Below are 26,011 nucleotides of genomic sequence, written 5' to 3' on the forward strand. Positions count from 1 at the left end.
ACCGGCCCGGGTCATGAACTCCCCGGCGGCCGGAGGGCGTCGACGACGAGATCGAGCAGGCGGCCCGTCCGCTCCGGCTCGTCGTCGGCCGCCGTCGAGAGGAACACGCCGAGGAGCATCGCGGTGACGTCGTCGGGTTCGACGTCCGCGCGCAGCGAGCCCGTCCGCGCTCCTTCCGCGAGGAGGGCGCCGATCGCGGCCGTGATGCGTTCCCGGGTGGCGGCTGTCGCGAGGCGTCCGGAGGCCCAGCCGGTGTGGAGAGTGTTGAGCATGGCGCGTTTCGTCGCGACGAACGCGGCGTAGCGCTCCATCCAGGCGCGCAGGGCGCGCTCGGGCGGCAGTTCCTCCAGCAGCGCCGGGGCGCTGTCGGTGACGGTGTCGAGTTCGGCGGCGTAGACGGCCTCGACCAGTGCCTCCCGGGTGGGGAAGTGGCGGTAGAGCGTGCCGATGCCGACCCCCGCGTCGCGGGCGATGCCTTCGAGCGGAACGGTGTCGTCCGCGGCGGTGAAGGCGGCGCGCGCGGCGGCGACGAGGTTCTCGCGGTTCCGCCGCGCGTGGGCGCGCAGCGGGCGGCCCGCGCTCGTCGGCTGCTGCGGCCGGTCGTCGGCGGGTGTCGGTTCCTGGTCCGTACTCAAAGCGGAGGGCCCTCCGGTAGTGCTACAGTCGGCTTGACGGAGGCTCCTCCGTTTTTGCCATCTTCTCATGAGGGCGGACTTCCCATGACGTCAAACGGCATCTCTCTCCCGGCCGAGGCCGAGGGCACTCCCCGTCCCGGTGGCGCGGGGACGCTCGCGGGCCGCACCGTCTCCCGGATCGGGTACGGCGCGATGCAGCTGGAGCGTCTGCACGCCGACCGCGGCGCCGCCGTCGCGCTCGTGCGCCGCGCGGTGGAACTCGGCGTCGACCACTTCGACACCGCCCAGTTCTACGGCGACGGCTTCGTCAACGAGGTCCTGCGCGAGGCACTGGGCGCCACGGACGACGCCGTGGTCGTGACCAAGGTCGGCGCGACCTCGGACTCCGGCGGCACCCTCCCCCTGCGCCTCGCGCAGCGCCCGGAGGAACTGCGGGCCGACGTCGAGGCCAATCTCCGCAGCCTGGGCACCGACCGCCTCGCCGTCGTCAACCTGCGCCGCGCCGACACCGGCCCCGGACTCCGGGCCGAGGGCGATCAGGTGGTCGACATCGACGACCAGCTCGCCGTGCTCACGGCGCTGCGGGACGAGGGCAAGATCGGTGCCATCGGGCTCAGCGCCGTCACCCTGGACGGACTGCGCCGCGCCCTGCCGGCGGGCGTGGCCTGCGTGCAGAACTCCTACAGCCTGGTGAGCCGCGCGGACGAGGACATGCTCCGGCTGTGTGCCGCCGAAGGCATCGCCTGGGTGCCCTACTTCCCGCTCGGCGGCGCCTTCCCGGGCATGCCCAAGGTCGCCGACGAACCCGCCGTCCACACCACGGCACGGGCGCTCGGTGCCACACCGGCCCAGGTGGGGCTCGCCTGGCTGCTCCACCACGCCGCGAACGTCCTGCTCATCCCCGGCACGGCGGACCCGGCCCATCTGGAGGCGAACATCGCCGTCGGAGGGATCGCCCTGGACGCGGCGGACATCGCCGCGCTCGACGCCGTGCCCAGCCGCTCCGCGGACCACGTGCGGCTCGGCTGAGGACGGCGGCGGGCGCGGCCTCACATGGCGCGCAGGCCGCGGTCGGCGAAGGCGACGAGCCAGTCGAAGCTCTTGTCCACGTCCGTGCTCCACTGGAAGGCGTGTGCCGCCTCCAAGGTGGCGAAGCCGTGGCAGAGGCTGCGCAGCAGGCGCAGCGCGTGGTCCACGTCGGATTCTTCGATCTCGTAACCGCGCAGGACGGCGGTGAACGCGCCGAGCAGCCGCTCGCCCGACGTGGTCAGGGGGTCGTCGGGGCCGGACGGTTCCTGGCCGATCGTCGCGGCGTACCGGCCGGGATGCTCCACGACGAAGGCGCGGAAGGCGCGCGCGGCGGCCGCCAGGGCGTCGCTGCCCGCCCGGCCCTGCACCGCGTTGCCCACGGCGTCGGCGGTCTCGTCGAGGGCCAGCGCCGCGATCCGCCGGATCAGGTCGTCCTGACCCGCCACGTGCTTGTACAGGGACGGGGTGCGCACGCCGAGCCGGTCGGCCAGCAGCCCCATCGTCAGTTTCGTGAGGCCCACCTCGTCGGCGAGGGCCGCACCCGCGCCGACCACGGCCGCCCGGTCCAGGCGTGCCCTAGGCACGGGCGGCGTCCGAACGCAGGAAGGCGAGCAGGAGCGTCACCACCCGGTCGGGGAACTGGTCGTGCGGATAGTGGCCGGCGCCCTCGATCATCTCCAGGCGGCCGAGGCCGGACGGCAGCGCGTCCACGACGGCCGAGCCCTCGGCGTGCGGGTCGGCCCAGTCGGGGTCGAGCGTGCCCATCACCACCAGGACCGGGCAGCGCACGTCGCCGAGCCGGGCTCCGGCGTCGGTCGGAGCACTGCGGCCCATGGCCTGCATGGCCTTCATCCGGCCCGGCTCACGCAGCCGGGTCTCGATGCGGGCCAGCCGCTCGGTCCAGTCGGCCGGTTTCACCCCGGGGTAGGCGACGTCGAGGTACGAGCGCCAGAGCGGCAGACTGCCGAAGAGCCCGGTGCCGAGCAGCCGCATCATGCCGCGCCGGAACCTCCGCACCCGCAGGTCGCCGAGCCGGACCGACTGCTTGCGGGTGAACGGCGCCAGCTCGACCACGGAGGTGACGAGCGAGGGCTCCCGCGCCGCCGCGATGGTGGCCGCGCCGCCGGAGACCGAGTGGCCGACGAGCACGGCCGGGCCGCCGAGGTGGCGGATCAGGGCGAGCAGGTCGCCGGCGATGTCGGTGCGGCTCCAGGCGGGCCAGTCGACGCTGGACTCGCCGCAGCCGCGCAGGTCGACCGCGGCCACCCGGTAACCGGCCGTCACCAGCTCGGGGACCACGGCGCGATAGGCCTCGCGGCTGTCGCCCATGCCGTGCGCGAGCACGATCAGCGGGCCGGACCCCGCCACCTCGTAGGCGATCGTTCCGCCGTCGACGGCCAGGTACTCGGTCATGGCAACCCCCAGATGCAGCTAATGAAGTTAGCTAAAAGCTATTCTCGTTAGCCAAGCCTGTCAAGGGGAGACTGGGATTCGAGCCGTACGAAGGGGATCGCGCGCCCGGCCCGGAGCAACGCCGCCGCGCTGCCGTCGGAGGGCAGGCGCATGAAGGCGCACAGGCGGCGTGCGGTGCGGGGGTGGCGTGCCCCGTACTCCGCCATGATCGCGGCACCTTCCTCGGGGGCGAGGAAGCGGGCGGTGACCGCGTGGTGCCGGTTGCCGAACTGCAGGACCGTCTTGGGCTCCTCGCGCAGGTTGCGGTACCAGTCGGCCCGCGGGCCGAAGCCGGACGCGACCGTCCAGGCCCGGGTGTCCGGCTCGAAGGCCACCACCTCCAGGACGACACGGCGGTCGAGTCCCGAGGCCCGTCCGGTGTGGTGCAGCAGCAGGAAGCGCCGGCCGAGGAGCGGGCCGAGGCCGACGCGGAACAGGAGGACGGGCGCACGGGCGACCTTGCGGCGCCAGCCCTCCGGCAGGGGAGGCCGGCCGGTGTCCGTGTCCTCGTTCTGCATGTTCACCTCCCGGTGGTGACTGAACGTCGGTTCCGGCGCCGAGGGGTCGGGAGCCGTGAGGTCGCCGGATACTGAACCTCTGAAGTTTTGCACAGACTAAAGATGGGTCGAGGGGCCGAAGGGCCCGGCACGGTAGAAAGGAGGCATGACCGAGCACGAGAGCCCCGTGGAGGCCACGGACGACGTGGACGCCGTCACCCGAGAGGTGCTGACCGCCTCCAGACTGCTGGTCGCGGTGTCCGCACGCTCTCTCGCCGAGGTCGAGGAGCGGGTCACGCTGCCGCAGTTCCGCATGCTGGTGGTGCTCACACGAGGGACCACCAAGCTGGTCACGCTCGCCGAGCAGTTGCAGGTCGCCCCGTCCACGGCGATGCGGATGGTCGATCGGCTGATCGCGGCGGGCCTGGCCGCCCGGCGGCCCAACCCCCGCAACCGCCGGGAGACGCTGCTGCAACTCACGGAGGAGGGGCGCCGCACGGTCGAGCACGTGACGGCCCGTCGGCGCGCCGAGATCGCCGGGATCGTCGAAATGCTCACCCCGGCGCAGCGGTTGGCGCTCGTCGAAGCCCTTGCCGCCTTCAACCACGCGGGTGGCGAGCCGCCGGCCCCGACCTCGGACGTGGTCCGGGCCCATCCGCCGGGGTGGTCCACGGACTTCCCGGCTGCTCACGACGTATGACCCGGGTGGCGTCCGTCCGGGACGGCGGGCGGGGCCTCGCGGAGGGGTACCGCGGGCGGGTCGAGTGGAGGGGGCGGTGGGCGTTCAGTCCAGGGGGAGCGGTGGCCGCATCGCTCGCTCCAAGGCCGATTCCACCTCGCGGCGCGGCACACCCTGTTCCGCCGCGTACGCGGTGATGCCCTGGACCAGGGCGGCGGTGGCGTCCGACCAGACCGCCAGGGCGACCGTGGCGTTCTCGCCGGCGTTGTTGCGGTAGCGGTTGTCGGCCGCTTCGACGGCTCGCTGGAGTTCGATGAGGCGTCTCGGGATGTCCATGATGACGACCCTAGAAGCGATGATCATGGATTTCAGTGGCCGGTGGAACGTGGCCGCCCCCCAGCGGGGGCAGTCGTCTTTGCCCTCGCCGTTGCCCGTCGTACCTCAGGCGTCCACCGCGCGGCGTCCGCCCGCCGTGGACTCCCGCTCCGCCAGCCGGTGCGGGGCCACGTGCACCTCGAACGGCAGGGGCGAACGGGACCGTATCCGGGCCGCCAGGCACTTGACGGCGAGTGAGGCGATGGCGGCCTTGTCGGGGACCACGGTCGTCAGGGAGGGCGTGCTGTACAGGGCCTCCTCGGAACCGTCGATCCCGGCGACGGCGACATCGCCGGGAATGGCCAGCCCCGCCTCGTGCAGGGCGCGTTGGGCGCCTACGGCCAGCAGGTCGCTGAAACAGAAGACCGCGTCCGGCCGTTCGCCGACGGGCAGTGCGGCGAGGTGGCGCATCGCCAGCAGCCCGTTGCGCCGGTCGAACTCCTCGATCCGGGGCGCGAGCCGGGGGTCGAAGGGCAACCCGGCCTCGTGCAGCGCCCGTTGGTACCCCTCCAGGCGCTGACGGCTGGTCGCGGAACCCTGGCGGTCCACGCCGATCGCGGCGATCCGGGTGCGCCCCAGGCCGATGAGGTGGGCGGTGAGGTCACGGGCCGCCGCCACGTTGTCGATGAGCACGTGGTCGGCGACGACACCGTTGCGCCCGTAGGTGCGCTCACCGAGCAGCACCAGCGGGAACTCGTCGGTGACGGAGGCGAGTTCGTCGGACGTGACACGCAGCGGGGAGAGGATCACACCGTCGAGCAGCGAGGCGCCGACCCCGCCCGCCAGCCGCAACTCCTCGGCGGCGTCGCCCAGGGATTCCTCGATCAGGACGGTCAGGCCGAGCAGGGTGGCCTCGCCGCGCACATGATGGGCGAGTTCGGCGAAGTAGGGCGTGGCCAGTTCCGGGACGACGAGGGCGATGAGACCACTGCGCCCCGTACGGAGCCTGCGCGCCGAGGGGTTGGGCCGGTAGCCGAGTTCGGCCACCGCCCGCAGTACCCGCGAGCGCGTGGCCTCGGACACGCGCGGGGCGCCGCGTACAACGTTGGACACCGTCTTGATCGACACCCCTGCGTGTTCCGCCACGTCCTTCAGTCTCACCGCGGCCACAGCCCGCCCCCTCGCCGAAGTCTCCGCAGATTGTGCCTCTGCGTGCTGTCGTTGCCCTACGTGGACCGGGCGCCGACTCTTTTGCGGACAGAGGGTTGACCTTGCGGACGCACGCCGGTTACAACGTTGGAACACCACGATAGCAAGCGGTTGCTGCGAGGCGGTGCCGACGACCTCCGCCCGCCCGCGCGTCCCGCCACCGCGCGCCGCGCAGCCCCCGTCCGGCTCACGAGAGGGTCCGCATGTCTTCGCACGTACCGAACGGGCCGCTGCGCACAGCAGTGGTCGGCACGGGGTCCATCGCCCGGTCGAGTCACCTGCCCGCCCTGACGAAACTGGCCGCCGAGGGCGAGGTGGAGGTCGTCGCCGCGGTCGACGTGGACGGCCCGGCGGTGCGGGCGTTCGCCGACGAGTTCGGCATCCCGCAGGCGTCCACCGACCTGCACGCGATGCTCACCGAGACGCGCCCGGACCTCGTCGTGCTGTGCACACCCCCCGCCGTGCACCGCGAGCAGGCCGTGGCCGCGCTCACCGCCGGGGCCTGGGTGTGGTGCGAGAAGCCGCCCTGCCCGTCCCTGGCCGACTACGACGCCGTCGAGGCGGCCGAACAGGGCGACGGCGCGGGACCGTACGCCTCCGTCGTCTTCCAGCACCGCTTCGGATCCGGTGCCCGCCACGTCCGCGCGCTGCTGCGCGGCGGGGCGCTGGGCCGGCCGCTGGTGGCCCACTGCCAGACCACGTGGTATCGAAACCAGGCGTACTACGCGGTGCCCTGGCGCGGCCGCTGGGCCACCGAGGGCGGCGGACCGGCCATGGGACACGGCATCCACCAGACCGATCTGCTGCTGGACCTGATGGGCCCCTGGACCGAGGTGCGCGGCATGGCCGCCCGGCTCGTGCACGACGTGGAGACCGAGGACGTCTCCACGGCACTGGTCCGCTTCGCCGACGGAGCCGTCGCCACCCTCGTCAACAGCGTGCTGAGTCCGGACGAAGTGAGCCGGATCCGCATCGACTGCGAACTGGCCACCGTCGAACTGACCCACCTGTACGGCTACCGCAACGCGGACTGGCGCATCACCCCGGCGCCCGGCGTCCCCGCCGAGACCGCCGCGGCCTGGCGCGACTTCGGCGCCGACGAACCCAGCTCGCACCAGGCCCAACTGCGCGTCCTGGTCGACGACATCAGGAACGGCCGCCGCCACGCGACCAGCGGTGCGGGCGCCCGGCAGACCATGGAGCTGATCACCGCCCTGTACAAGTCCGCGTTCACCGGCACACCCGTGCGCGCGGGCGACATCGGCCCCGGCGACCCGTACTACACCGAACTGCACGGCGGAGCCCCGGGCTGGGCGCCGGCCGCCACCCGCGAGGAAGAGGACCGCGCATGACGCTCTCACTGACCCACGTCCACGGAGACCGCGTCACCGTGGCCCACGGGACGGCCGGAACCGAGCTGTTCTCCTACGTGTACCGCCCCGAGGCCGACTGGGAGGCACCCAAGCCGTACCTCCACCCGGTCAGGACCCTGTCGGGCGGCCTCGTCACGGACTACCGGCCCAACGACCACCGCTGGCACAAGGGGCTCCAGCTGACCGCCTCGCACCTGTCCGGACAGAACCTGTGGGGCGGCAACACCTACGTGCACGGCGAGGGTTACCTCGCGCTGCCGGAGAGGGTCGGCTCGATGGCCCACGTGGCCTTCGAGGAGGTCGACGCGGAAGAGGACCGCGCGGTCATCGCCGAGCGGCTGACCTGGCACCCGCACGGCGGCGAGCTGTGGGCCGAGGAGGAGCGCCGCATCGAGGTCCGCGACGTCGACCCCGACACCGGCAGCTGGGCCCTCACCTGGACCTCGGCGGTGACCAACCGGCGCGCCGAACCTCTGCGGTTCGGCAGCCCCACCACCCACGGACGCCCCGCCGCCGGATACACCGGACTGTTCTGGCGCGGGCCCCGCGCCTTCCGCGGCGGCCGGGTCTTCACCGCCGAAACCGCCGAAACCGCCGAGTCCGACGCGTCCTCCGACGTCGACCCGATGGGCTCCCAGGCCCCCTGGCTGGCCTACGTCGGCGAGCACGACGGACGGGACGGCCACGCCACGCTCGTCTTCGAACACGCCCCCTCCAACGACCACCTGGGCGAGAAAGGCACCCACCCGGCGCACTGGTTCGTGCGCAGCGACCCCTTCGCCGCGGTCGCGCCGTCCTGGGCCTTCCACGAGGAACTGGTCCTGCCGCCCGGCGAAACCCTCGCCCGGGCCTACCGCGTGGTCGTCGCCGACGGCGCCTGGGACCGCGCGCGGGTCGCCGCACACCTGGCCGGACTCGCGTGGTGAGCCCGACGTACGACGGCTTCCCGGCGGCGGTCGGCGTGTCCCGACTGACGGTGTACGACTGGCCGACAGTGGAGGGGCTGCCCGGCGGCGGCACCCCGCACCTGCACCTGACGTGCAGCGAGGGCTACGTTGTCACGGCGGGCCGGGGCTCGGTGCAGACCCTGACCACCTCCGGCTTCGAGGAGACACCGCTGGAGCCGGGCACGGTGGCCTGGTTCACGCCCGGTACGATTCACCGCCTCGTCAACGACGGGGGCCTGGAGATCACCGTCGTGATGCAGAACAGCGGCCTGCCCGAGGCGGGCGACGCCGTCCTCACCCTGCCCCAGGACCGCCTCACCGACCCCGACACGTACGCCGACGCGATCCGCGTCCCCGCCGAACTGCCCGAGGCCGAGCAGGCGAAGGTCGCGCGCGCCCGCCGCGACGTGGCGACCCGGCGCTTCCTCGAACTCCGCGAGGCCACCGAGACGGGCGACCCGGAACCGCTGGCCGCGTTCCAGCGGGCCGCCGCCGACCTGGTGCGGCCCCGGCTGGACGCGTGGGAACGGCGCTGGCGCGAGGGCGCGCACGCGGCCGCGGAGGCGACCCGGGCCCAACTCGACGCCCTGCGCGGCCGGGACGGCGGACACCTGACCGCGGCCCGGGTGTCCGCGACGGGGCCCGCGGCCCGCGGACGCTTCGGCATGTGCGGCAGGCTGGCCGTCTACCCGGGCATCTGAGCCCGCGCCCCGCACCTCCCCCCACTCATCCACGCACCCCCGGGAAGGCCCCCATGCCCGAATCCCGAAGCGGTCGGCGTCGACTCCCCAACCGCCGGGCCGTCCTGGCCGCGGCCGTCGTCGGTCTCAGCACCGCGCTGACGGCATCGCTCGGCGCGTGCTCCTCCTCCGGCGACGTGTCGTCCGAAGGAGTCACCCTCACCTTCTCCTGGTGGGGCAACGACGACCGCGCCGAACGCACCAAGAAGGCCGTGGCGCTCTTCGAGCAGGAACACCCCGGCATCACCGTCCGCACCTCCAACGCCGACTTCGGCTCCTACATGCAGAAGCTGGCCACCCAGGCCGCCGGCGGCGGCATCCCGGACGTGGCCCAGCTCGACTACCGCCAGATCTCCCAGTACTCGGGCGGCGGCGCGCTCCTGCCGCTCGACGACGCCGTCGAGGACGGCACGATCCGCACCTCCGAGATGGACGAGGAGTTCCTGCGCACGGGCACCTACGAGGGCGAGCAGTACGCCGTGCCGATGGGCCGCGGCATCACCGGCTACGCCTACGACTCCAAGATCTACGCACAGGCCGGCCTCCCCACCCCCGAGCCCGACTGGACCTGGGAGGACTGGGCCGACGCCAACCGGAAGATCACCGCCCTGGGCCTGAAGGCCCCCGACGGACGCACCGTGGTGGGCGCCAACGACAACGGTGTCAACGAGGACATCTTCGAGGACTGGCTGCGCGGCCGCGGCACAAGGCTCTACGCGAGCCAGACGAAGCTCGGCTTCACCGAGGACGACCTCACCGAGTTCTGGACCTTCTGCGACAGGCTGCGCGAGGAAGGCGCCGTCGCCGAGGCCCCGGACACCGCACAGGCCAACACCACCGAGATGTCGCCCATGGGCCGCGGCCTGGCCGCCGCCGACTTCACCTGGGACGCGCCGTTCCCCGGGTACACCGCGCTGCTCGGCGACCAGGTCCACTTCGCTCCGGTCCCCACCACCGACGGACGCCAGGGCGCGTACTTCAAGCCCTCCATGCTCCTCGGCGTCGGGGCGCACACCGATCACCCCGAGGAGGCGACCGCGCTCGTCGACTTCCTCCTCAACGACGAGCGGGCCGGGGACATCCTCGGCTTCACCCGCTCCACACCCCCCAACCGGAGGATCGCCGCCCGCGTCGCCAAGACCCTGGAAGGGGCCGAGCGGGAGATCTACCGGTACGCCCAGAAGATGGAGAAGTACGGCCTGGACGCCCCGCCCGCCGCACCGCCGCGGGGCGACGTCGCCCTCCAGACCGCCTTCAAACGCGCCTACCACCGCGTGATGTACGACCTGACCTCCCCGCGCGAGGCGGCACGGGAATTCATCGACGAGGCCAACCGGGAGCTGCGGTCATGAGCACGGTGTCGACCAGGGCGCCCGCACGCGCCGACCGCACCACGGAACCACGGCCACCGGCCGGGCGCCGACGCCGCCGTGAACAGCAGTGGCCCGCCTACGTGTTCCTCACCCCGTGGATGCTCGGCGCGGCCGTGCTCACGCTGGTGCCCATGGCCGTGTCCCTGTACCTGTCCTTCACGGACTACAACCTCTTCGACCCGCCGCACTGGGTGGGCCTGCGCAACTACACCGAGATGCTCACCGAGGACCCGCGCTTCTGGCGGTCGGTCGGCACCACGCTGCTGTACGTCGTCGTCGCCGTACCCCTCAAACTCGCCCTCGCGCTCGGCGCGGCCCTGCTCCTGAAGAACCTCGGCCGCGGCCGCGCCTTCTACCGCTCGGCCTTCTACGCGCCCTCACTGCTCGGGGCGAGCATGTCGATCGCGCTGGTGTGGCGGGCGCTGTTCAACGACGGCGGCACGGTCTCCGAGATCCTCGGCTCCCTCGGCATCCACACCGGCAGCTGGGTCGGCGACCCGGACCTCGCCGTCTACGTCGTCGTCCTCCTGACGGTCTGGCAGTTCGGCGCCCCCATGGTCATCTTCCTCGCCGGGCTCCAGCAGATCTCGCCCGAACTGTACGAGGCGGCGGCGCTGGACGGCGCGGGCCGGTGGCGGCAGTTCGTGTCCGTCACCGTGCCGATGCTGTCCCCGGTCGTCTTCTTCAACCTGGTCCTGGAGATGATCCAGTCCTTCCAGGTGTTCACCCCGGCCTTCGCGGTCAGCGGCGGCGAGGGCGGCCCCGCCGACTCGACCCTGTTCTACACGCTCTACCTCTACGAACGCGGCTTCACCGCCTCCCACATGGGCTACGCGGCGGCCATGGCCTGGCTGCTGCTGATCGCCATCGGCGTCATCACCCTGATCCTGTTCAGGACCTCCAGGTCCTGGGTCTTCTACGCGGACGAGGAGGGACGATGAACCCCACCACCCGGCGATGGCTGCCGCACACGGTCGCCCTCGCGGGACTGCTCGTCCTGCTGTACCCCCTGGCCTGGCTGCTCGCCACCTCCCTCAAACCGGCCGACGAGGTGGTGACCAGCCTGGACCTGTGGCCCAGCCACCTGGAGTGGTCGAACTACACCACCGCCCTGGACGGAGTCTCCGGGGTCCCGGTGAGCCGGCTGCTGTGGAACTCCCTGCTGATCGCGGGCGGCGCCGTCGTCGGCAACGTGCTGTCCTGCTCCCTGGCCGCCTACGCCTTCGCCCGGCTGCGCTTCAGGATGCGCAAGGCGATGTTCGCCTTCATGGTCGCCACCCTGATGCTGCCGCACCACGTCGTGCTGATCCCGCAATACATCATCTTCAACCGGCTCGGCATGGTGGACACCTACTGGCCGCTGATCCTGCCGAAGTTCCTGGCCACCGAGGCGTTCTTCGTCTTCCTCATCGTCCAGTTCATGCGCTCACTCCCCCGCGAGCTGGAGGAGTCGGCCCGCATCGACGGCTGCGGTGCCTTCCGCACGTACTGGTCGCTCACCCTGCCGCTGAGCCGGCCGTCGCTGATCACCACGGCGATCTTCACGTTCATCTGGACCTGGAACGACTTCTTCACGCAGATGATCTACCTGTTCGCGCCGGAGAAGTTCACCATCACCCTGGCCCTGCGCAGCTTCGTCGACCAGTCCAGCACCTCCGCCTACGGCCCGATGTTCGCCATGTCGGTGCTCTCCGTCCTGCCGATCGTGCTGTTCTTCTTCGTGTTCCAGCGCTATCTGGTGCAGGGCATGGCCACCTCCGGACTGAAGGGCTGACCCCATGACCCAGGTGCCCGCACTCCCGCCGAGCGAGGGCAGGGAACCCGGCGAGGTCTTCTCGTCCGGCTTCACCCTCTTCGCCGACATGCTGCTGGTGGGCCTGCTCACCGCCGTCACCTGCCTGCCCGTCGTCACCGCACCGGCCGCGTTCGCCGCCGCCTCGGCCACCCTTCGCCGGGCGGTCGAGGACCAGGCCCCCGTCGACACCGGTACCTACGCCCGACACCTGCGCGCGCGGCTGACCCGCGGCTCACTCGCCGGAGGTCTGGCCGTGCCGCTCCTCGCCTGCGTCCTGCTGGTGGACTCCGCGCTGGCCCGCACCACCCTGCCCGGCGCGGACCTCATGGCCCCCGCGCTGGCGCTGCTCACCCTGGGCAGCGCCGTCCTGGCCCTGCGCGCGACCGCGCTGCCGCCACCGCACGCACTGTCCCCGCGCGAGGCCCTCGCCCGCTCCCTCGCCGACCTCCGCGGCACCCTCCTGCTGGCCGGCGCGGTCGTCCTGGCCGCGCTGCTCGCCTGGTCGATCCCCGTGCTGATCCCCCTCCTCCCCGGCCCGCTGGTCTTCGCGGCCACCGCGGTGGACCTGCGTCATGCGGGGGAGGGGGAGGACCCGGCCGGGGACGGCGGTACTCGAAACTGAGTACACGCGATGGTCGGCGCGGACGACGACGGGCCGGGGCCCGCCCGACGAGGCTGGAGAGGTTCCCCAGATCAGATGCGGAGACCTCTCCATGGCAACTTTGTTGTACCGGTTGGGACGCGGTGCCTTCCGACGGCGCCGCTGGGTGACGCTGTCCTGGGCAGCCGTCCTCCTCGGCGTCGTGCTCGCCGCCATGAGCGCCGGTGAGGCGGCCGACGACTCGGACTCGATGCCCGGCATCGAGTCCCAGCAGGCGTTCGACCTCATCAACGAGCGGTTCCCGGACGCCGAGGCCGAAGGCGCGAGCGCCCGGATCGTCCTCGTCGCGCCGGACGGACGGAAGGTCACGGCGACCGAGTACCGGGCGGCGATCGACACGCTGGTCGCCGAGGTGGCCGACGGGCCGCAGGTCGCCGCCGTCTCCGATCCCCTCGACGCATCCACGGTCAGCGAGGACGCGACCACGGCGTACGCCACCGTCACCTACGAGGTGACCGACGACAACGTCACGGACGCCGGTCGAGACGACCTCACCGAGGCGGTGCAGAAGGCCCGGACCTCCGGTCTGACCGTCGAGGCCGGCGGGGACGCCGTGGCCGGTGAACCGCCGGCCGGGATCGGTGAGTTCCTGGGCATCGGCGTCGCCGCCGTGGTCCTGCTGATCACCTTCGGCTCACTGGCGGCCGCCGGACTGCCGCTGATCACCGCCGTCGTCGGCGTGGCCCTCACCCTCGCCACGATCGTCGCGCTGGGCAGCGCCCTCGGCATGTCCACGGCCACCGCCGACCTGGCCATGATGATCGGGATCGCGGTCGGCGTCGACTACGCCCTGCTGGTCGTCTCCCGCTACCGCGAGGAGCGCGCCGAGGGGCACGACGCCCCGGAGGCGGCGGGGCTGGCCGTGGGCACGGCCGGATCCGCGGTGGTCTTCGCCGGGCTCACCGTCGTCATCGCGCTGGCCGGTCTGTCGGTGATCGGAGTGCCGTCGCTGACGAAGATGGGCCTGGCCGCCGCCGGCGCCGTCGTCCTCGCGGTGCTGATCACCCTCACCCTGGTCCCGGCGCTCTGCGGCTTCTGGCCCGACGCCCTGCTGGCCCGCCGGGTCCGCAAGGGGCCGAGCGCGCGTCCCGCCCGCCGCTTGCGCAAGGGTCCGCGCGCCGGTGCCGCCGGACGCGTCCGGGAGACCGGGGCGTGGAGCGCCCGCTGGGCCCGCCTCGTCCAGCGCCGCCCGGTGCCCGTGCTGCTCGGCTCGGTGATCCTCCTGGGCGCCCTCGCCGTACCGGCGCTCGACCTGCGGCTCGGCATGCCCGGCGACGAGGCGAAACCCGCCTCCACCACCGAACGCCGGGCGTACGACGCCCTCGCGGACGGCTTCGGGCCCGGGTTCAACGGCCCGCTGACCGTCGTCGTCGACGCCCGGCAGGCCGACGACCCGCGCTCCGCGGTCGCGGCCGTGTCCGAGCGGGTCGCCGGGACCGACGGAGTGGTGTCCGTGTCCCCGCCCCGGTTCAACGCGGCCGAGGACACCGCGGTGATCCAGGCCGTCCCGGCCACCGCTCCCACCAGCGAGCGCACCGAGGAACTCGTCCGCACCATCCGCGCCGAGCGCCCCGCGGCCGAGTCCGCCACCGGCGCGACCTTCGAGGTGACCGGGACCACCGCGCTCAACATCGACGTCGCCCGCAAGATGACGGACGCCCTGATCCCCTACCTCCTGGTCGTGGTGGGCCTGGCCTTCCTCCTCCTGCTCGTCGTCTTCCGCTCCGTGCTCGTCCCGCTCAAGGCCGCCCTCGGCTTCCTGCTGTCGGTCGGGGCGTCCTTCGGGGCACTGGTCACCATCTTCCAGAACGGCCACGGCGCCGGACTCCTGGGCGTCGCCGAGACCGGACCGATCATGAGCACGATGCCGCTCATGCTGGTCGGCATCGTCTTCGGCCTCGCCATGGACTACCAGGTGTTCCTCGTGTCCCGGATGCGGGAGGCCGTCATCCACGGCGAGCCTCCCGCCGAGGCCGTCGTCACCGGTTTCCGCCACAGCGGCCGGGTCGTGACCGCCGCCGCGGTCATCATGACGTCCGTCTTCGCGGGCTTCATGACCGGCGGCGAAACCCTGCTCAAGATGGTCGGCTTCGGCCTGGCGGTCGCCGTCCTGTTCGACGCCTTCGTCGTCCGCATGGCGTTCGTGCCCGCCGTCCTCGTCCTGCTCGGCAAGAGCGCCTGGTGGCTGCCGCGCCGACTGGACCGGCTGCTGCCCCGGGTCGACGTGGAGGGCGAGGCCCTCCGCCGCCGGGCCGCCGCCGCGCCCGGGCTCGCGGCCGTACCCGACCCCGACCGCCCTGACACGGTGCGCGCCTGACCCGCGCCCCGGGAGGACCGCTCGTGCGGGACACGGGCGGCCTCCCGCGGTGCGCCCGGCGCATCGGCGATCCTGGTCCCAGGAGGACACCATGCTCAGCAGTTGGCGGCGGTACGCCGACAACCACCCGCACCTCGTCGAGACGGCCTTCCTGCTGCTGGTGCTCGCCGTCACCAGCCGGCAGTACGTGCACGGCGACCTCGGCTGGTGGCCGGGCCAGCCCCTGGCCCTCGCGGCCACCGCGGGCCTGGTCGCGCGCCGCCGCCACCCGCGCGCCGCCGTCCTCGTCACCGCCGCCTGCGCCGCGGTCTCCGTCGCCCTGGGCTACCTGGTCTTCCCGCTCCTGCTGCTGCCCGTCCTGACCGCGCTCTACGAACTGGCCGTCCGCACCCCGCAGCGCACCGCGTACGCCTACTACGGCGCCACCCTCGCGCTGGTCGTCCCCGCCGCCCTGTTCTTCGAACGGAACGACCAGGAGTGGGTGGACGAGAGCGTCGGCCCCGTGTTCTGGATCCTGCTGCCGGTCCTGGCCGGCACCGCGGTACGCAGCCGACGCGCCTACCTGGACGCCGTCCACACCCGGGCCGAGCACGCCGAACGCACCCGCGAGGAGGAGGCCCGCCACCGCGTCGCCGAGGAACGCATCCGCATCGCCCGCGAACTGCACGACGTCGTCGCCCACCACATGGCGCTGGCCAACGCCCAGGCGGGCACCGCCGCCCACCTCGCCCGCACCCACCCGGAGCAGGCCCAGGAGCTGCTCACACACCTCACCGGCACCACCGCGTCGGCCCTGCGCGAACTGAAGGCCACCGTCGGCCTCCTGCGCACGCCCGACGGAAGCGACGACCCCGACGACGCCCTGCACCCGCCGCCCGGCCTCGCCCGACTCCCCGAACTGGTCTCCGCGTTCGGCTCCGCCGGACTCCACGTCACCGTCACCGTCCACGGCACGCGGCGCCCCCTGCCGCCCGGAGTGGACCTGACCGCCTTCCGGATCGTGCAGGAGGCCCTCACCAACGTCACCAAACACACCGACGCCGGCACGGCGGACGTCCACCTCGCCTACGCCCACGACCGTCTCACCCTCACGGTCACCGACGACGGCGGCGCCACCCCGCGCCCACCCGGGCCCGGCGGCGGCTACGGCCTGATCGGCATGCGGGAACGCGCCCGGACCTCCGGCGGCCGCCTCAGCGCGGGCTCACTTCCGCAGGGCGGCTTCACCGTCACCGCCGAACTCCCCGCCCCGCCACCACCAAGGGACCAGCTCTCATGACCATCCGCGTGCTGCTCGCCGACGACCAGGCCCTGCTGCGGGCGACCTTCCGCATCCTGATCGACACCAGCGAGGACATGGCCGTGGTCGCCGAAGCAGCCGACGGCCGGGAGGCCGTCGCGCTGACCCGCGCCCACCGTCCCGACCTCGTCCTCATGGACATCCGCATGCCCGGCACCGACGGTCTCGCCGCCACCGCCGCCATCTGCGCCGACCCGGACCTGCGGGCCACCCGCGTCCTCGTCCTCACCACCTTCGAGACCGACGAGCACGTCGCCCGGGCCCTGCGCATCGGCGCGAGCGGGTTCCTCGGCAAGGACGTCACGGCGGAGGAACTCCTCGACGGCATCCGCACGGTGGCCGCCGGTGACGCCCTTCTGTCCGCCGCCGCCACCCGCAGCCTCATCACCCGGTTCCTCGATTCCCCCGACCCCGCGGCCTCTCCCGTGCCGTCCGAGGACCTGGCCGCCCTCACCGCCCGCGAGCGCGAGATCACCGCCCTGGTCGCAGACGGCAAGTCCGACAAGGAGATCGCGGCCGAACTGTTCCTCAGCCCGCTGACGGTACGCACCCACGTCCAGCGCGCCAAGACCAAGCTCGGCGCCCGGGACCGGGCCCAACTGGTCGCCCACGCCTACCGCTCCGGCCTCGCACGGCCGTCCCGCTGACGGCCCGCGGCACGGCGGTGATGTGAGAAGATCCCGAACCCATGGGTGAAGCGACACAAGTGACGGATGCGTTGGAAGCGACCCGGGCCGACGTGGTCCTCGCCGGGTACGGCCCGGTCGGGCAGGCCTTCGCCGACCGGCTGGCCCGGGACGGCGAGGCGCTCGCCCGCCGTCACGGCGTACGGCCGCGGGTGGCCGCCGTACGCGCCAGCGCGGCCCAGTGCCGGCCGGGCGAGGACGGGTCGCTGCCGCCGCGCGCGCAGTGGGGTCCCGTGCGGCCGCTGGAGGAGACCCTCGAGCGCACCGGCGCGCGGGTGTTCGTCCAGGCCGTCCCCTCCTCACCCGGACTGCGGGAGCGCGCCGCGCAGGAGGCGGTGACCGCACTGCGCCGGGGCGTCCACGTGGTGACGGCCACCAAGAGCCACCTGCTCACGCACTGGCGGGAACTGGACGCGGCCGCCCGGGCGGGCGGCAGCATGATCCGGATCTCCGGGGCCACCGGGGCGGCCCTCCCGGCGGGCGACCTGTCGCGGACCTCCCTGCGCGGCCTGGACTGCCGGACGATCCGCGCCTGCCCCAACGGCACCGTCACCTTCGTCCTCGACCGCCTCGCCGAGGGCGACACGCTGGCCGACGCGATCCGCGCCGCGCGGCTGAGGGGCATCGCGGAGGCGGACCCCTCGGCGGACCTGTCGGGCGAGGACGCGGCCACCAAGGTGCGGCTGTTGGCCGCGCTGGCCTGGGGCTGGGACCCGGCCGAGGTACGGGTGCGGGCGCAGCCCGTCGACGCGAGCACCGCCGGGCGGGCCCTGGACGCCGTGTCCCGGTCCCGTCGGCTGCGTGCGGTCGCCGGTGCGTCGCTGGCCGAGCCCGGCATCGTGCGCGTAAGGCTGGAGGAGACGGAGCCGGGGGACCCGCTGCACGCCCTGAACGGGCCCGAGAAGGCCGTGGTCTTCGGCTGTCCGGACGCGGGCGACGTGACCGTGAGCGGCGGACGGTCGAGCCCGGTGGGCGCGGCGCTGGCCCTGGTGAAGGACACCGTCGAGGTCACGGCACCGCGCACGGGCTTTCGCTGAGGCGCGGGTGCGGCGGCTGCCCTCGCGGGGCGCTCACGCCACGGTGATCACGGTCTTGCCGCGGGCGTGGCCCTCCTCGACGTGCCGTACCGCCGCCGCGGTGTCGGCCAGGGCGAAGATCCGGCCGACCACGGGCGTGAGCTGCCCGGCCTCGACGAGCGCGGTGACGGCGAGCAGGTCCTCGTGGGCCGGTCCGTCCGGCGTCGCGGGGAGGATCGGACGCAGCCGCTGCCGGGTGACCGCGTTGACCGCCGCCAGTTCCAGCATGATGCCGATCGCCCCGAACACGCGGCCGGGGGAGCCGCCGCCGTTGGCCACCAGCACGCCCGCCGGGGTGAGCGCCCGGCGCAGCCGCCCCAGCGGATGGTTGCCCACGTTGTCCAGGACGACGTCGTAGCGCTCGCGCCCGTCGGTGAAGTCCTGCCGGGCGTAGTCCAGGACGTGGGCCGCGCCCAGGGAACGCACCAGGTCGGCGTTGCCGGCGCTGCACACCGCGGTGACCTCCGCGTCCAGGACCGCCGCGATCTGCACCGCGAAGGTGCCCACTCCGCCGCCCGCTCCGTTGACCAGGACCCGCTGTCCGGACCGCACGCGGCCGACGGTCCGGATGCCGCGCAGGGCGGTCACCGCGCCCATCGGCAGTGCCGCGGCCTGCTCGAACGTCAGGCCCGCGGGCACCGGCACCAGCAGCGGTGCCGAGGTGCACGCGTACTCGGCGAAGGCACCCGGGCAGAAACCCAGCACCGGATCGCCGGGGGAGAGCCCCCGCACGCCCGTGCCGACCCGCTCCACCACCCCGGCCGCGTCGATGCCGGCCACCCGGGACCTGGGCCGGGTCAGCCCCATGCCTCCCAACAGCCGTGCCGCGTAGGGGTCTCCGCGCAGCATGTGCCAGTCGTAGGGGTTCACCGCGGCGGCGCGCACCCGCACCAGCACCTGCCCGGCCCCGGCGCGAGGCTGGTCCGTGTCCCGCAGCCGCAGACTGTCCGGCGGACCGAACCGCTCCTGGACCACTGCCTTCATCGCCCTGCCACCCTCCCTCGGGGACCCTCGGGACCGATCGCGGGTCGCGCAGGTGAGGGCACCGTAGGGGCGCGGCCCACCGCCGTCAATGGCCGTACCGGCGCCTACGGACGCCGGTCGGCGTGGGTGAGGTCGTAGGCGCAGAAGTCGGCGAGCGGGACGTATCCGATGCGCCGGTACAGGGCGTTGCTGGTGCGGTTGGCGGGGTCGGTGAACAGCACGACCTCCCTCGCGCCCGCGGCCAGCGCCGCCCGGGTGACCTCGACGGTCACGGCGCCCGCGTAGCCGCGCCCGCGCTGCTCGGCCGGGGTGTAGACGGGGTCGATCCGGACCTGCCCGCCGACCAGCGGGTTCGCGCCCGCCATGGCGACGGGCGTGCCGTCCGGGGTCTCCCAGAAGGTGTAGCGCTTCTCGGCGAAGCGCGTGCCGGGCCAGGACGCGGCGTCGACGGTCACCGCCTCGCCGACGTCCGCGGCGAACTCGCGGCACCAGCGCATGAGGTGCCCGTGCTCGCGCTCGCCCACGGGCCGGCCCCGGCCCGCCGGAACGGGCTGCGGCGGGGTGAGCGTGCCGAGCCGGTGGAGACGGGCGCCCCAGCCGCGCACGGGTGCGGCGCCGGTGTGCCGCCGCCAGGCCTCGGCGAATGCGGTGGCGGTCCCCTCGTCCGAGAGGACGCCGGAGGGACGGAGGCCGAGGCCCACCAAATGGGCGGCGAAGCGGTCGGCCTGCCCGGGGGAGAGGGCGGTGAGGGTCAGCCGCCCGGTCGGCGGGCGCAGGAAGGCGGCGCGGACCTCGCCGCCTTCCTCCAGCCATCCGAAGCCGGTGGCTCCCGCTCCGGCCGCGGCCGCGTCACCGCCGCGCGTGCGCAGCTTCTCGATCGCCGTCAGGGGCGTGGTGTGCGGTGCGGGGCGCGAGCACAGGAAGTCCCAGGCCCGGGCCAGGAAGTCGTCGAGGTCTTCGGTGAGGTACCAGCCGTCCGGTCGCATGCCTCATGGTCCCTGAACGGCTCGATGGCCGGGAAGGACTTCGTAGAGCAGGTGGGTGGCGTTGGGGGTGGCGTTCGCGCCGCGTCGGACCAGGGTGCGCGGCGTACCGCCGGTGAACAGCGGGGTTCCGGAGCCCAGCACGACGGGAGCCAGGTGCAGGGACAGCAGGTCGACCAGCCCGGCGTCGAACGCCGAGCCGATCAGGGCGCCGCCGCCCATGAGGACGACGTCGAGGTCCGTGCCACGGTCCGCCGAAGCCGCCTCGGCCCGCTCGCGCGCCGCGGTGACGGCGTCGGGCAGCCCGGTCGTGACGAACGTCCAGTCGAGGCCGGTGAGCCGGACCGAGGCCGGGGGCGAGCCGGTCACCACGACGAACGGGGGTTTGCCGACCTCCGCGGCCCCGTAGCCGACGGTGTCGTCCCAGCCGCCCGGGCCGTCGACCAGGTCGAAGAGCCGACGGCCGAGGACGACGGCGCCCGAGCGGGCGGTGGTCTCCCGCACGATCCGGCGCTCCTCCGGGTCGTCGGAGAACGCCCAGGTGTGCAGGGCCTCGCCGCCGGTGCCCAGACCGTTGCCCGGGCCGGGATCCGGTCCGGTGACACAGCCGTCGAGGGAGATCGAGATGTCCGCGATGATCCGAGTCATACAGGGTGGACCCGATGCGTCCCCCGAACTCATCGCTCCCGGGCGAGACGGATGACGGATCCGTACTTCCCGAGACATTCACAGCACAGGTACAACGTTTCACAAGCGTCGTTGGTCTCCCCGTCCAGCCACGATTCACCCACGCTTCACCTGGAGTTGTCCGCATGCCTCGGTTCAGCATCGTCGTCCCCGTGTTCAAGGTGCAGGGATACCTTCGGGAATGTCTGGACTCGGTACTGGGGCAGTCCTACCGGGACATCGAGGTGATCGCCGTCGACGACTGCTCACCGGACTCCTGCGGCGCGATCATCGACGAGTACGCCGCCCGCGACCCCCGCCTCAAGGCCGTGCACCTGCCGGAGAACGTCGGCCTGGGGCGGGCCCGCAACACGGGACTCGAGCACGCCCGGGGCGACTACGTCCTCTTCCTTGACAGCGACGACTCCTACACCCCCGGCCTGCTGGAGGCGCTGGCCGCCCGGCTGGACGCCGTCGGCGATCTGGACATCCTGGTCTTCGACCACGTGCGCACCTACTGGTGGGGCAAGGGCGGACGCAGCCAGGCCGCGGACCTGATCGAGCGGGCGGGCACCGACGTCTTCCGCCTCAAGGACCGGCCCGAGTACGTGCACTTGTTCCTGGTCGCCTGGAACAAGGCGTTCCGCCGCGAGTTCTTCGTCGGACAAGGATTCCAGTACGCACCCGGCCTGTACGAGGACGCGCCCGTCACCCACATGGCGATGGTCACGGCCGAGCGCATCGGCTGTCTCGACCGGGTCGGGATCGAGTACCGCCAGCGCCGCCAGGGCGCGATCACGAAGACGCCCGGGCGCAAGCACTTCGACATCTTCCCGCAGTACGAGGGGCTGTTCGCGTTCCTCGCCCAGCGGCCCGAGCTGGCCTGGGCCACGCCCATGCTGTTCGAACGGGCCGTGTTCCACATGCTGTTCGCGCTCAAGCGCCCCGAGCGGGTCAGGCCCGCCGACCGCAGGGAGTTCTTCGACCGCACCGCCGACTTCTACGCGCAGCACGTCCCGGACGGCTTCACGGTGCCCGGGGGACCGACCGGGGTGTACATGCGGGCCGTGGCCAAACGCCTCTACCGCGCCTACCAGGCCGCCCAGCTCGCCGCGCGCGCCAAGACGGCGGGGCCGAACAAGGTCGTCAAGGCCAAGACCAAGGCCGGCAAACGCGCGTACGCCGGGCTGTACACCCTGCAGCGCAGACTCTCCCCGGACCCCGGACTCGCCGTCTACACCTCGTACGAGGACCGGCTGCCGTCCTGCAACCCGCTCGCCGTCTTCGAGAAGGCGAGGGAACTCGCCCCGCAGGTGCACGGCGTCTGGGTGGTGCGCAAGGAACTGGCCGGCCGGGTCCCCGACGGCATCGACCACGTGGTGCGCGACTCCCGCCGCTACTGGGAGGTGATGGCCCGCGCACGGTACTTCGTGAACAACGTCGACTTCCCGGACCACATCGTCAAGCGCCCCGGACAGCTCCACCTCCAGACCCACCACGGAACCCCGCTCAAGCGCATGGGCCTGGAGCAGCGGGCCTACCCCGCGGCCGCCAGGGGCATGGACTTCGACCGCATCCTCGCACGCGTGGACCGCTGGGACCTCAGCGTCTCCTCCAACCAGTACTCCACCAAGCAGTGGGAGCGTGCCTACCCCGGCTCCTACGCGTCCCTCGACGCGGGCTACCCGCGCAACGACCGCTACTACGGCGCGGACGCCGAGGACGTCGCCGCCGTCCGCGCCCGGCTCGGCATAGCCCCCGGCACGACCGCCCTGCTGTACGCGCCGACCCACCGCGACTACCGGACGGGGTGGACCCCGTCCTTCGACCTGGCCCGGGTGGCCAAGGCCCTGGGCGACGACTTCGTCCTGCTGGTCCGCACCCACCACCGCGACGACCTGAGCCCCGAGCTGAGGGACCTCGCCGAACAGGGCGCCGTCCTCGACGTGTCCCGTCACCCCTCGGTCGAGGACCTCTGCCTGGCGGCGGACGCGCTCGTCGCCGACTACTCGTCCCTCACCTTCGACTACGCCAACCTCGACCGGCCCATCGTCATATACGCCGACGACTGGGAGATCTACTCCCAGGTCCGCGGCGTCACCTTCGACCTCCTCTCCGGCCGGCCCGGCGACACGCCGGGAGCGGTCGCCACCACCGAGGACGAACTCATCGACACCTTCCGCAGCGGCCGTTGGCGCGGTCCCGAGGCCGCCGCCCTGCGCGCCGCCTTCCGGTCACGCTTCTGCCAGTACGACGACGGCCACGCCGCCGAGCGCGTGGTGCGCCGGTTCTTCCTCGGCCAGGACGCGGGCCCGGCGGTCGTCCCGCTGGAGCAGCGCACCCCGGCGCCGTCACCGGCCCGCGGCTGACCGAGTCGCGCCCTGCCCCGGAACGGATGCTTCCGGCCGTTTCCGGGGCGGGAGCGTGTCGTTTCCCGCCCGGTGCGGGTGGCGGTCGCGCAGAGTACTCGCCATGACGACACCCGCGCAGTCGCTCCGCTCCCTCGCCCGCACCCGGGCCTCCCTCGACGGCGAGGAGGTCACGTACTGGTGGTCCGGAAACGTGTACGCGTGGGCTCCCGACGAGCCCTACGAGCACGTCTTCGGCTTCGAAGGCGTCAACGTCGCCCGCCTGGTCCGCGACGCCGAGGACGGCCCGGACACCTACCGGCTGCTCACCCGCGAGGCCGCCTTCTACCTGGACCCCGCCACCGGGGACATCCTGGAGACCTGGCGGGACCTGCCGGTGGTGCACGTCTGGAACGACCCGGCGAACCAGAAGTGGCGTCCCTTCCCGGTCCCGACGACCGACCTCGGCGCGCAGGTCTGCTTCAGCCTGGAGATCCCGCTCGCCTACCCCTCCCCCCTGCCGGTGGCCCAGTACCCGCACCACTCGACCGGCGACACGTACCAGGCCCTGGAGCTCTTCCAGTTCTTCGCCCACCGAGCGGACCTGGCAGGCCCGGCCCCCAGCGTCCCGGCGACCATGTCCTGGACCCGGATGTCCCCGTGGCTCCCGTGGATGGCCCGGGGGCAGCGGCCCGGCGGTCTCACCTTCCACTGCCGGGGCCGCAAGCTCGGTTCGTACGCCGAGGTGCCCGAGCGCACCCGTGCCTACATCGCCGACCACCACCCGCGGTTCGCGCGGGCGCCCCAGCGGTGGAGCGAGCCGAACGAGACGAGCTGGACGTACTTCCGCAGGCTCAACCCGCCCGTGTGAGGACCATGAGCGCGGAGCCGCCAGCGGGCGCTTTATGGTGTCCTGATGCGATATGTCCCCCGATGGGTGCTGCTGTCGTCGGGGTGCGCACCCCTGCTGCTGATCGCAGGCTGGACCGGCGCCGCGTATTACGAAGGGTCTTCCTACGACCCCGTCACTCAGACGATCAGCGTCCTGGGTGCCTACGGGGCCGCCGGGTTCTGGGTGATGACGACGGCCTTCCTGGCCCTGGGCGTCTGCCACCTGCTGACCGCCTGGGGGCTGCGGGCCGCCGCCGCCCCCGGACGCGTCGCGCTGGGCGGTGGCGGGCTCGCCGCACTGGTCCTGGTGGCGCTCCCCGCGCCGAGCAGCGGCGGCTCCCTGCGCCACGGCGCGGTGGTGGTCGTCGGGTTCACGCTCCTCGCGGTGTGGCCGGTACTCGCCGTCAACGGAGGTCCGGCCGCGCCCTGGGCGCTGCGTCTGGCGCCCTCGATCGCGGTGACGACCCTCATGGCCGCGGGCGGGGTGTGGTTCCTGATCGAGATGGGGCGGCACGGCGACGCCGGAGTCGCGGAACGCGTCGTGACCTCCATCCAGTCGCTGTGGCCCTTCGTGGTGGCCGCCTCCTGTCTCCGCCACGCCCGGCAACGCGCGTGATCCCCGCGGCGCGGGGCCGTTCAACGCCGTGCCAGTGCCAGCACGCTCAGCCCGAACATCAGGACGCCCAGGGGAAGATGGACCGACGGGACGTGCGCGATGCCCAGTACGACCTGGACCGAGGCGAGGACCAGGAAGCCGCAGGAGTGCCAGACGGGCCGGAGCGGACCGCCGCCCGGCTTCCAGGCCAGCACCGCCGCGAGCACGTACAGCATCGACGCCCCGTACATCACCCGGGCCCCCACGTCGTGCAGCGTCTGCCCGTAGGAGGCGGTCAGCAACAGACCGGCGGAGACGGCCTGGAGGAAGATGGTCAGTGTCTGCAGGGCGATCGCGATCCGCAGGAACGAGATCCGGTGCTGCGCCGTCGCCTGGATTGCCATGCCGCGGTCCCCTTTTCCACCCGGAAGGCAGTAGATCGGTAAGGTCTCACCAGCCCGACGAAACGGGGCGGCGAAAGGTAAGGCCGGAAGGCGGGGCGGGGGGCGGTCGGGCGTGGGGACAGCGGGGACGGGCACCGACGCGACGGTCGGCGAACGGCGCCAACTGATCAATGTCGCCTACCGCTTGCTCGGTTCGCTCACCGATGCCGAGGACGCCGTGCAGGAGGCCTACGCGCGCTGGTACGCGCTGCCGCGCGCCAGGCGGGCGGAGACAGTGTCCCCGGGCGCCTGGCTGACGACCGTCACCGGCCGGATCTGCCTGGACGTGCTCGGCTCGGCGCGGGTCCGGCGCGAACGCTATGTCGGCGCGTGGCTGCCGGACCCGCTGCCCGCCCACGCCGAGCGGGACCGCGGACACGGCGCCGACCCCGCCGACCAGATGGTCCTGGACGAGTCGGTGACCATGGCCTTCCTCGTGATCCTGGAGTCGATGACCCCTGCGGAGCGGGTGGCCTTCGTCCTCCACGACGTCTTCCGCTACCCCTTCGCCGAGATCGCGGGCATCCTCCGCCGGACCCCCGTCGCCTGCAAGCAGCTCGCCGCATCGGGCCGGCGCAGGGTGCGCGACGCACGGGTTCGGGCAGTCCCCGCTGTGCAGGGCGACGTGGTGCGGCAGGTGAAGGCGGCGTGGGAGAAGAAGGACATCGCGGCGCTGGTCGACCTCCTCGACCCGGCCGCCGTCATGACCGCCGACGGCGGAGGCATGGTGGGTGCCGTCCTGCGCCCCGTCGAGGGCGGCGCCCGCATCGCCCATTACATGGTCGCCATCGCCGACAAGGCACCGGGCCTCGAACTCCTGGAGCGCTCGGTCAACGGGGTACCGGGACTGGTCGCCCGGCGTGACGGCGCCGTCATGACCGTGGCCGCCTTCGACGTCGTCGAGGGCCGCGTCAGCCGTATCTGGGTGGTCCGCAACCCCGAGAAACTGCGGCCGTGGGTAGGCTGAACCGGGACGCGACAGGCGTGTCGCAGCAGATGTGACAGATGGGGAGTTCC

At 73.0% G+C, this 26,011-nt stretch carries 27 protein-coding genes; 17 read left to right on the forward strand and 10 right to left on the reverse strand.

Annotation, left to right across the window (positions count from 1 at the left end; all coding sequences use genetic code 11):
• Nucleotides 1–11: 11 nt before the first annotated feature.
• On the reverse strand, nt 12–635 hold the full coding sequence (locus ACGH52_RS36770) for a TetR/AcrR family transcriptional regulator (protein WP_247700102.1): 624 nt from the start codon (nt 633–635) through the stop codon (nt 12–14).
• Between the two features lie 84 nt (nt 636–719).
• On the opposite strand from ACGH52_RS36770, the gene ACGH52_RS36775 reads away from it, so the two are divergent.
• A complete protein-coding gene (locus ACGH52_RS36775; RefSeq protein ID WP_399945846.1) occupies nt 720–1,664 on the forward strand; it encodes an aldo/keto reductase in 945 nt (314 codons plus the stop codon).
• A 20-nt stretch (nt 1,665–1,684) separates the two neighbouring features.
• Here ACGH52_RS36775 and ACGH52_RS36780 read toward each other — a convergent pair whose 3' ends face one another.
• Genes ACGH52_RS36780 through ACGH52_RS36790 form a run of 3 tightly spaced genes read right to left on the reverse strand, consistent with a single transcriptional unit; the run spans nt 1,685 to nt 3,634 of the window.
• Complete coding sequence (locus ACGH52_RS36780) at nt 1,685–2,218, reverse strand: TetR/AcrR family transcriptional regulator (protein ID WP_059296508.1); 534 nt, start codon at nt 2,216–2,218, stop codon at nt 1,685–1,687.
• A 22-nt stretch (nt 2,219–2,240) separates the two neighbouring features.
• Nucleotides 2,241–3,077, reverse strand: coding sequence for an alpha/beta fold hydrolase (locus ACGH52_RS36785; RefSeq protein WP_399945849.1), 837 nt, complete (start codon nt 3,075–3,077; stop codon nt 2,241–2,243).
• A 47-nt stretch (nt 3,078–3,124) separates the two neighbouring features.
• Nucleotides 3,125–3,634, reverse strand: coding sequence for a nitroreductase family deazaflavin-dependent oxidoreductase (locus ACGH52_RS36790; protein WP_399945852.1), 510 nt, complete (start codon nt 3,632–3,634; stop codon nt 3,125–3,127).
• Nucleotides 3,635–3,779: 145 nt separating this feature from the next.
• Here ACGH52_RS36790 and ACGH52_RS36795 point away from each other — a divergent pair, with 145 nt between their 5' ends.
• Nucleotides 3,780–4,313, forward strand: coding sequence for a MarR family winged helix-turn-helix transcriptional regulator (locus ACGH52_RS36795; protein ID WP_121703772.1), 534 nt, complete (start codon nt 3,780–3,782; stop codon nt 4,311–4,313).
• 84 nt (nt 4,314–4,397) lie between these two features.
• Here ACGH52_RS36795 and ACGH52_RS36800 read toward each other — a convergent pair whose 3' ends face one another.
• On the reverse strand, nt 4,398–4,628 hold the full coding sequence (locus ACGH52_RS36800; protein ID WP_059296505.1) for a hypothetical protein: 231 nt from the start codon (nt 4,626–4,628) through the stop codon (nt 4,398–4,400).
• Between the two features lie 105 nt (nt 4,629–4,733).
• Nucleotides 4,734–5,777, reverse strand: coding sequence for a LacI family DNA-binding transcriptional regulator (locus ACGH52_RS36805; RefSeq protein ID WP_121703771.1), 1,044 nt, complete (start codon nt 5,775–5,777; stop codon nt 4,734–4,736).
• 242 nt (nt 5,778–6,019) lie between these two features.
• On the opposite strand from ACGH52_RS36805, the gene ACGH52_RS36810 reads away from it, so the two are divergent.
• The 11 genes from ACGH52_RS36810 (at nt 6,020) to ACGH52_RS36860 (ending at nt 18,045) form a co-directional block, all read left to right on the forward strand.
• A complete protein-coding gene (locus ACGH52_RS36810; RefSeq protein ID WP_076972499.1) occupies nt 6,020–7,168 on the forward strand; it encodes a Gfo/Idh/MocA family protein in 1,149 nt (382 codons plus the stop codon).
• Nucleotides 7,165–8,115, forward strand: a complete 951-nt coding sequence (locus ACGH52_RS36815; RefSeq protein ID WP_399945857.1) for a PmoA family protein — start codon at nt 7,165–7,167, stop codon at nt 8,113–8,115. Before ACGH52_RS36810 ends, ACGH52_RS36815 begins: the two co-directional genes overlap by 4 nt.
• A complete protein-coding gene (locus ACGH52_RS36820; RefSeq protein WP_210975218.1) occupies nt 8,109–8,837 on the forward strand; it encodes a cupin domain-containing protein in 729 nt (242 codons plus the stop codon). Before ACGH52_RS36815 ends, ACGH52_RS36820 begins: the two co-directional genes overlap by 7 nt.
• 53 nt (nt 8,838–8,890) lie before the next feature.
• Nucleotides 8,891–10,228, forward strand: a complete 1,338-nt coding sequence (locus tag ACGH52_RS36825; protein ID WP_121703767.1) for an ABC transporter substrate-binding protein — start codon at nt 8,891–8,893, stop codon at nt 10,226–10,228.
• Nucleotides 10,225–11,190, forward strand: coding sequence for a carbohydrate ABC transporter permease (locus ACGH52_RS36830; RefSeq protein ID WP_076972495.1), 966 nt, complete (start codon nt 10,225–10,227; stop codon nt 11,188–11,190). Before ACGH52_RS36825 ends, ACGH52_RS36830 begins: the two co-directional genes overlap by 4 nt.
• Nucleotides 11,187–12,023 (forward strand): carbohydrate ABC transporter permease, encoded by an 837-nt coding sequence (locus ACGH52_RS36835; protein WP_076972494.1) that lies wholly within the window; start codon nt 11,187–11,189, stop codon nt 12,021–12,023. The genes ACGH52_RS36830 and ACGH52_RS36835 overlap by 4 nt, the downstream gene beginning before the upstream one ends.
• A gap of 4 nt (nt 12,024–12,027) precedes the next feature.
• Nucleotides 12,028–12,666, forward strand: a complete 639-nt coding sequence (locus tag ACGH52_RS36840) for a hypothetical protein (protein ID WP_399945862.1) — start codon at nt 12,028–12,030, stop codon at nt 12,664–12,666.
• Between the two features lie 91 nt (nt 12,667–12,757).
• Nucleotides 12,758–15,022 (forward strand): MMPL family transporter, encoded by a 2,265-nt coding sequence (locus tag ACGH52_RS36845; protein WP_399945865.1) that lies wholly within the window; start codon nt 12,758–12,760, stop codon nt 15,020–15,022.
• A 91-nt stretch (nt 15,023–15,113) separates the two neighbouring features.
• Nucleotides 15,114–16,301, forward strand: a complete 1,188-nt coding sequence (locus tag ACGH52_RS36850) for a sensor histidine kinase (protein ID WP_399945868.1) — start codon at nt 15,114–15,116, stop codon at nt 16,299–16,301.
• Nucleotides 16,298–16,969 (forward strand): response regulator, encoded by a 672-nt coding sequence (locus tag ACGH52_RS36855; RefSeq protein ID WP_399945871.1) that lies wholly within the window; start codon nt 16,298–16,300, stop codon nt 16,967–16,969. Before ACGH52_RS36850 ends, ACGH52_RS36855 begins: the two co-directional genes overlap by 4 nt.
• A gap of 41 nt (nt 16,970–17,010) precedes the next feature.
• Complete coding sequence (locus tag ACGH52_RS36860; RefSeq protein ID WP_210975216.1) at nt 17,011–18,045, forward strand: homoserine dehydrogenase; 1,035 nt, start codon at nt 17,011–17,013, stop codon at nt 18,043–18,045.
• 33 nt (nt 18,046–18,078) lie between these two features.
• On the opposite strand, the gene ACGH52_RS36865 is transcribed toward ACGH52_RS36860, so the two are convergent.
• From ACGH52_RS36865 to ACGH52_RS36875, 3 genes are all read right to left on the reverse strand, one after another.
• Nucleotides 18,079–19,068: an NAD(P)-dependent alcohol dehydrogenase gene (locus tag ACGH52_RS36865; protein ID WP_121703761.1), complete on the reverse strand. Its 990-nt coding sequence runs from the start codon at nt 19,066–19,068 to the stop codon at nt 18,079–18,081.
• 104 nt (nt 19,069–19,172) lie between these two features.
• The gene (locus tag ACGH52_RS36870) at nt 19,173–20,054 is read right to left on the reverse strand and encodes a GNAT family N-acetyltransferase (protein ID WP_121703760.1); all 882 of its coding nucleotides are present in this window, start codon (nt 20,052–20,054) and stop codon (nt 19,173–19,175) included.
• Between the two features lie 3 nt (nt 20,055–20,057).
• Nucleotides 20,058–20,699, reverse strand: a complete 642-nt coding sequence (locus ACGH52_RS36875) for a dihydrofolate reductase family protein (protein ID WP_107487758.1) — start codon at nt 20,697–20,699, stop codon at nt 20,058–20,060.
• A 164-nt stretch (nt 20,700–20,863) separates the two neighbouring features.
• Between ACGH52_RS36875 and ACGH52_RS36880 the strand changes: the two genes are divergently transcribed.
• The 3 genes from ACGH52_RS36880 to ACGH52_RS36890 all read left to right on the forward strand — a co-directional run bounded on the left by ACGH52_RS36880 (nt 20,864) and on the right by ACGH52_RS36890 (nt 24,572).
• Nucleotides 20,864–23,086, forward strand: a complete 2,223-nt coding sequence (locus tag ACGH52_RS36880; RefSeq protein ID WP_399945877.1) for a CDP-glycerol glycerophosphotransferase family protein — start codon at nt 20,864–20,866, stop codon at nt 23,084–23,086.
• 103 nt (nt 23,087–23,189) lie between these two features.
• Nucleotides 23,190–23,936 carry a DUF1838 family protein gene (locus ACGH52_RS36885; protein ID WP_399945880.1) on the forward strand — a complete coding sequence of 249 codons (747 nt, stop codon included), beginning with the start codon at nt 23,190–23,192 and terminating at the stop codon, nt 23,934–23,936.
• Between the two features lie 45 nt (nt 23,937–23,981).
• Nucleotides 23,982–24,572: a DUF998 domain-containing protein gene (locus ACGH52_RS36890; RefSeq protein WP_121703757.1), complete on the forward strand. Its 591-nt coding sequence runs from the start codon at nt 23,982–23,984 to the stop codon at nt 24,570–24,572.
• A 20-nt stretch (nt 24,573–24,592) separates the two neighbouring features.
• On the opposite strand, the gene ACGH52_RS36895 is transcribed toward ACGH52_RS36890, so the two are convergent.
• Nucleotides 24,593–24,955, reverse strand: a complete 363-nt coding sequence (locus ACGH52_RS36895) for a hypothetical protein (protein ID WP_059296489.1) — start codon at nt 24,953–24,955, stop codon at nt 24,593–24,595.
• Between the two features lie 112 nt (nt 24,956–25,067).
• Here ACGH52_RS36895 and sigJ point away from each other — a divergent pair, with 112 nt between their 5' ends.
• Nucleotides 25,068–25,961 carry an RNA polymerase sigma factor SigJ gene (sigJ, locus tag ACGH52_RS36900; RefSeq protein WP_399945884.1) on the forward strand — a complete coding sequence of 298 codons (894 nt, stop codon included), beginning with the start codon at nt 25,068–25,070 and terminating at the stop codon, nt 25,959–25,961.
• The last annotated feature ends 50 nt before the right edge of the window (nt 25,962–26,011 follow it).

This window comes from Streptomyces sp. BBFR25, assembly GCF_044590125.1.
Lineage (GTDB): Bacteria > Actinomycetota > Actinomycetes > Streptomycetales > Streptomycetaceae > Streptomyces > Streptomyces canus_D.

What these genes read in the sequence shown, in the direction of transcription:
- ACGH52_RS36895 (WP_059296489.1), bottom strand. Translation starts at nt 24,955, where the DNA reads ATGGCAATCCAGGCGACGGCGCAGCACCGGATCTCGTTCCTGCGGATC.
- ACGH52_RS36855 (WP_399945871.1), top strand. Translation starts at nt 16,298, where the DNA reads ATGACCATCCGCGTGCTGCTCGCCGACGACCAGGCCCTGCTGCGGGCG.
- ACGH52_RS36850 (WP_399945868.1), top strand. Translation starts at nt 15,114, where the DNA reads ATGCTCAGCAGTTGGCGGCGGTACGCCGACAACCACCCGCACCTCGTC.
- ACGH52_RS36825 (WP_121703767.1), top strand. Translation starts at nt 8,891, where the DNA reads ATGCCCGAATCCCGAAGCGGTCGGCGTCGACTCCCCAACCGCCGGGCC.
- ACGH52_RS36800 (WP_059296505.1), bottom strand. Translation starts at nt 4,628, where the DNA reads ATGGACATCCCGAGACGCCTCATCGAACTCCAGCGAGCCGTCGAAGCG.
- ACGH52_RS36785 (WP_399945849.1), bottom strand. Translation starts at nt 3,077, where the DNA reads ATGACCGAGTACCTGGCCGTCGACGGCGGAACGATCGCCTACGAGGTG.
- ACGH52_RS36885 (WP_399945880.1), top strand. Translation starts at nt 23,190, where the DNA reads ATGACGACACCCGCGCAGTCGCTCCGCTCCCTCGCCCGCACCCGGGCC.
- ACGH52_RS36810 (WP_076972499.1), top strand. Translation starts at nt 6,020, where the DNA reads ATGTCTTCGCACGTACCGAACGGGCCGCTGCGCACAGCAGTGGTCGGC.
- ACGH52_RS36890 (WP_121703757.1), top strand. Translation starts at nt 23,982, where the DNA reads ATGCGATATGTCCCCCGATGGGTGCTGCTGTCGTCGGGGTGCGCACCC.
- ACGH52_RS36835 (WP_076972494.1), top strand. Translation starts at nt 11,187, where the DNA reads ATGAACCCCACCACCCGGCGATGGCTGCCGCACACGGTCGCCCTCGCG.
- ACGH52_RS36870 (WP_121703760.1), bottom strand. Translation starts at nt 20,054, where the DNA reads ATGCGACCGGACGGCTGGTACCTCACCGAAGACCTCGACGACTTCCTG.
- ACGH52_RS36845 (WP_399945865.1), top strand. Translation starts at nt 12,758, where the DNA reads ATGGCAACTTTGTTGTACCGGTTGGGACGCGGTGCCTTCCGACGGCGC.
- ACGH52_RS36840 (WP_399945862.1), top strand. Translation starts at nt 12,028, where the DNA reads ATGACCCAGGTGCCCGCACTCCCGCCGAGCGAGGGCAGGGAACCCGGC.
- ACGH52_RS36860 (WP_210975216.1), top strand. Translation starts at nt 17,011, where the DNA reads ATGGGTGAAGCGACACAAGTGACGGATGCGTTGGAAGCGACCCGGGCC.
- ACGH52_RS36865 (WP_121703761.1), bottom strand. Translation starts at nt 19,068, where the DNA reads ATGAAGGCAGTGGTCCAGGAGCGGTTCGGTCCGCCGGACAGTCTGCGG.
- ACGH52_RS36795 (WP_121703772.1), top strand. Translation starts at nt 3,780, where the DNA reads ATGACCGAGCACGAGAGCCCCGTGGAGGCCACGGACGACGTGGACGCC.
- ACGH52_RS36880 (WP_399945877.1), top strand. Translation starts at nt 20,864, where the DNA reads ATGCCTCGGTTCAGCATCGTCGTCCCCGTGTTCAAGGTGCAGGGATAC.
- ACGH52_RS36875 (WP_107487758.1), bottom strand. Translation starts at nt 20,699, where the DNA reads ATGACTCGGATCATCGCGGACATCTCGATCTCCCTCGACGGCTGTGTC.
- ACGH52_RS36790 (WP_399945852.1), bottom strand. Translation starts at nt 3,634, where the DNA reads ATGCAGAACGAGGACACGGACACCGGCCGGCCTCCCCTGCCGGAGGGC.
- ACGH52_RS36815 (WP_399945857.1), top strand. Translation starts at nt 7,165, where the DNA reads ATGACGCTCTCACTGACCCACGTCCACGGAGACCGCGTCACCGTGGCC.
- ACGH52_RS36830 (WP_076972495.1), top strand. Translation starts at nt 10,225, where the DNA reads ATGAGCACGGTGTCGACCAGGGCGCCCGCACGCGCCGACCGCACCACG.
- ACGH52_RS36775 (WP_399945846.1), top strand. Translation starts at nt 720, where the DNA reads ATGACGTCAAACGGCATCTCTCTCCCGGCCGAGGCCGAGGGCACTCCC.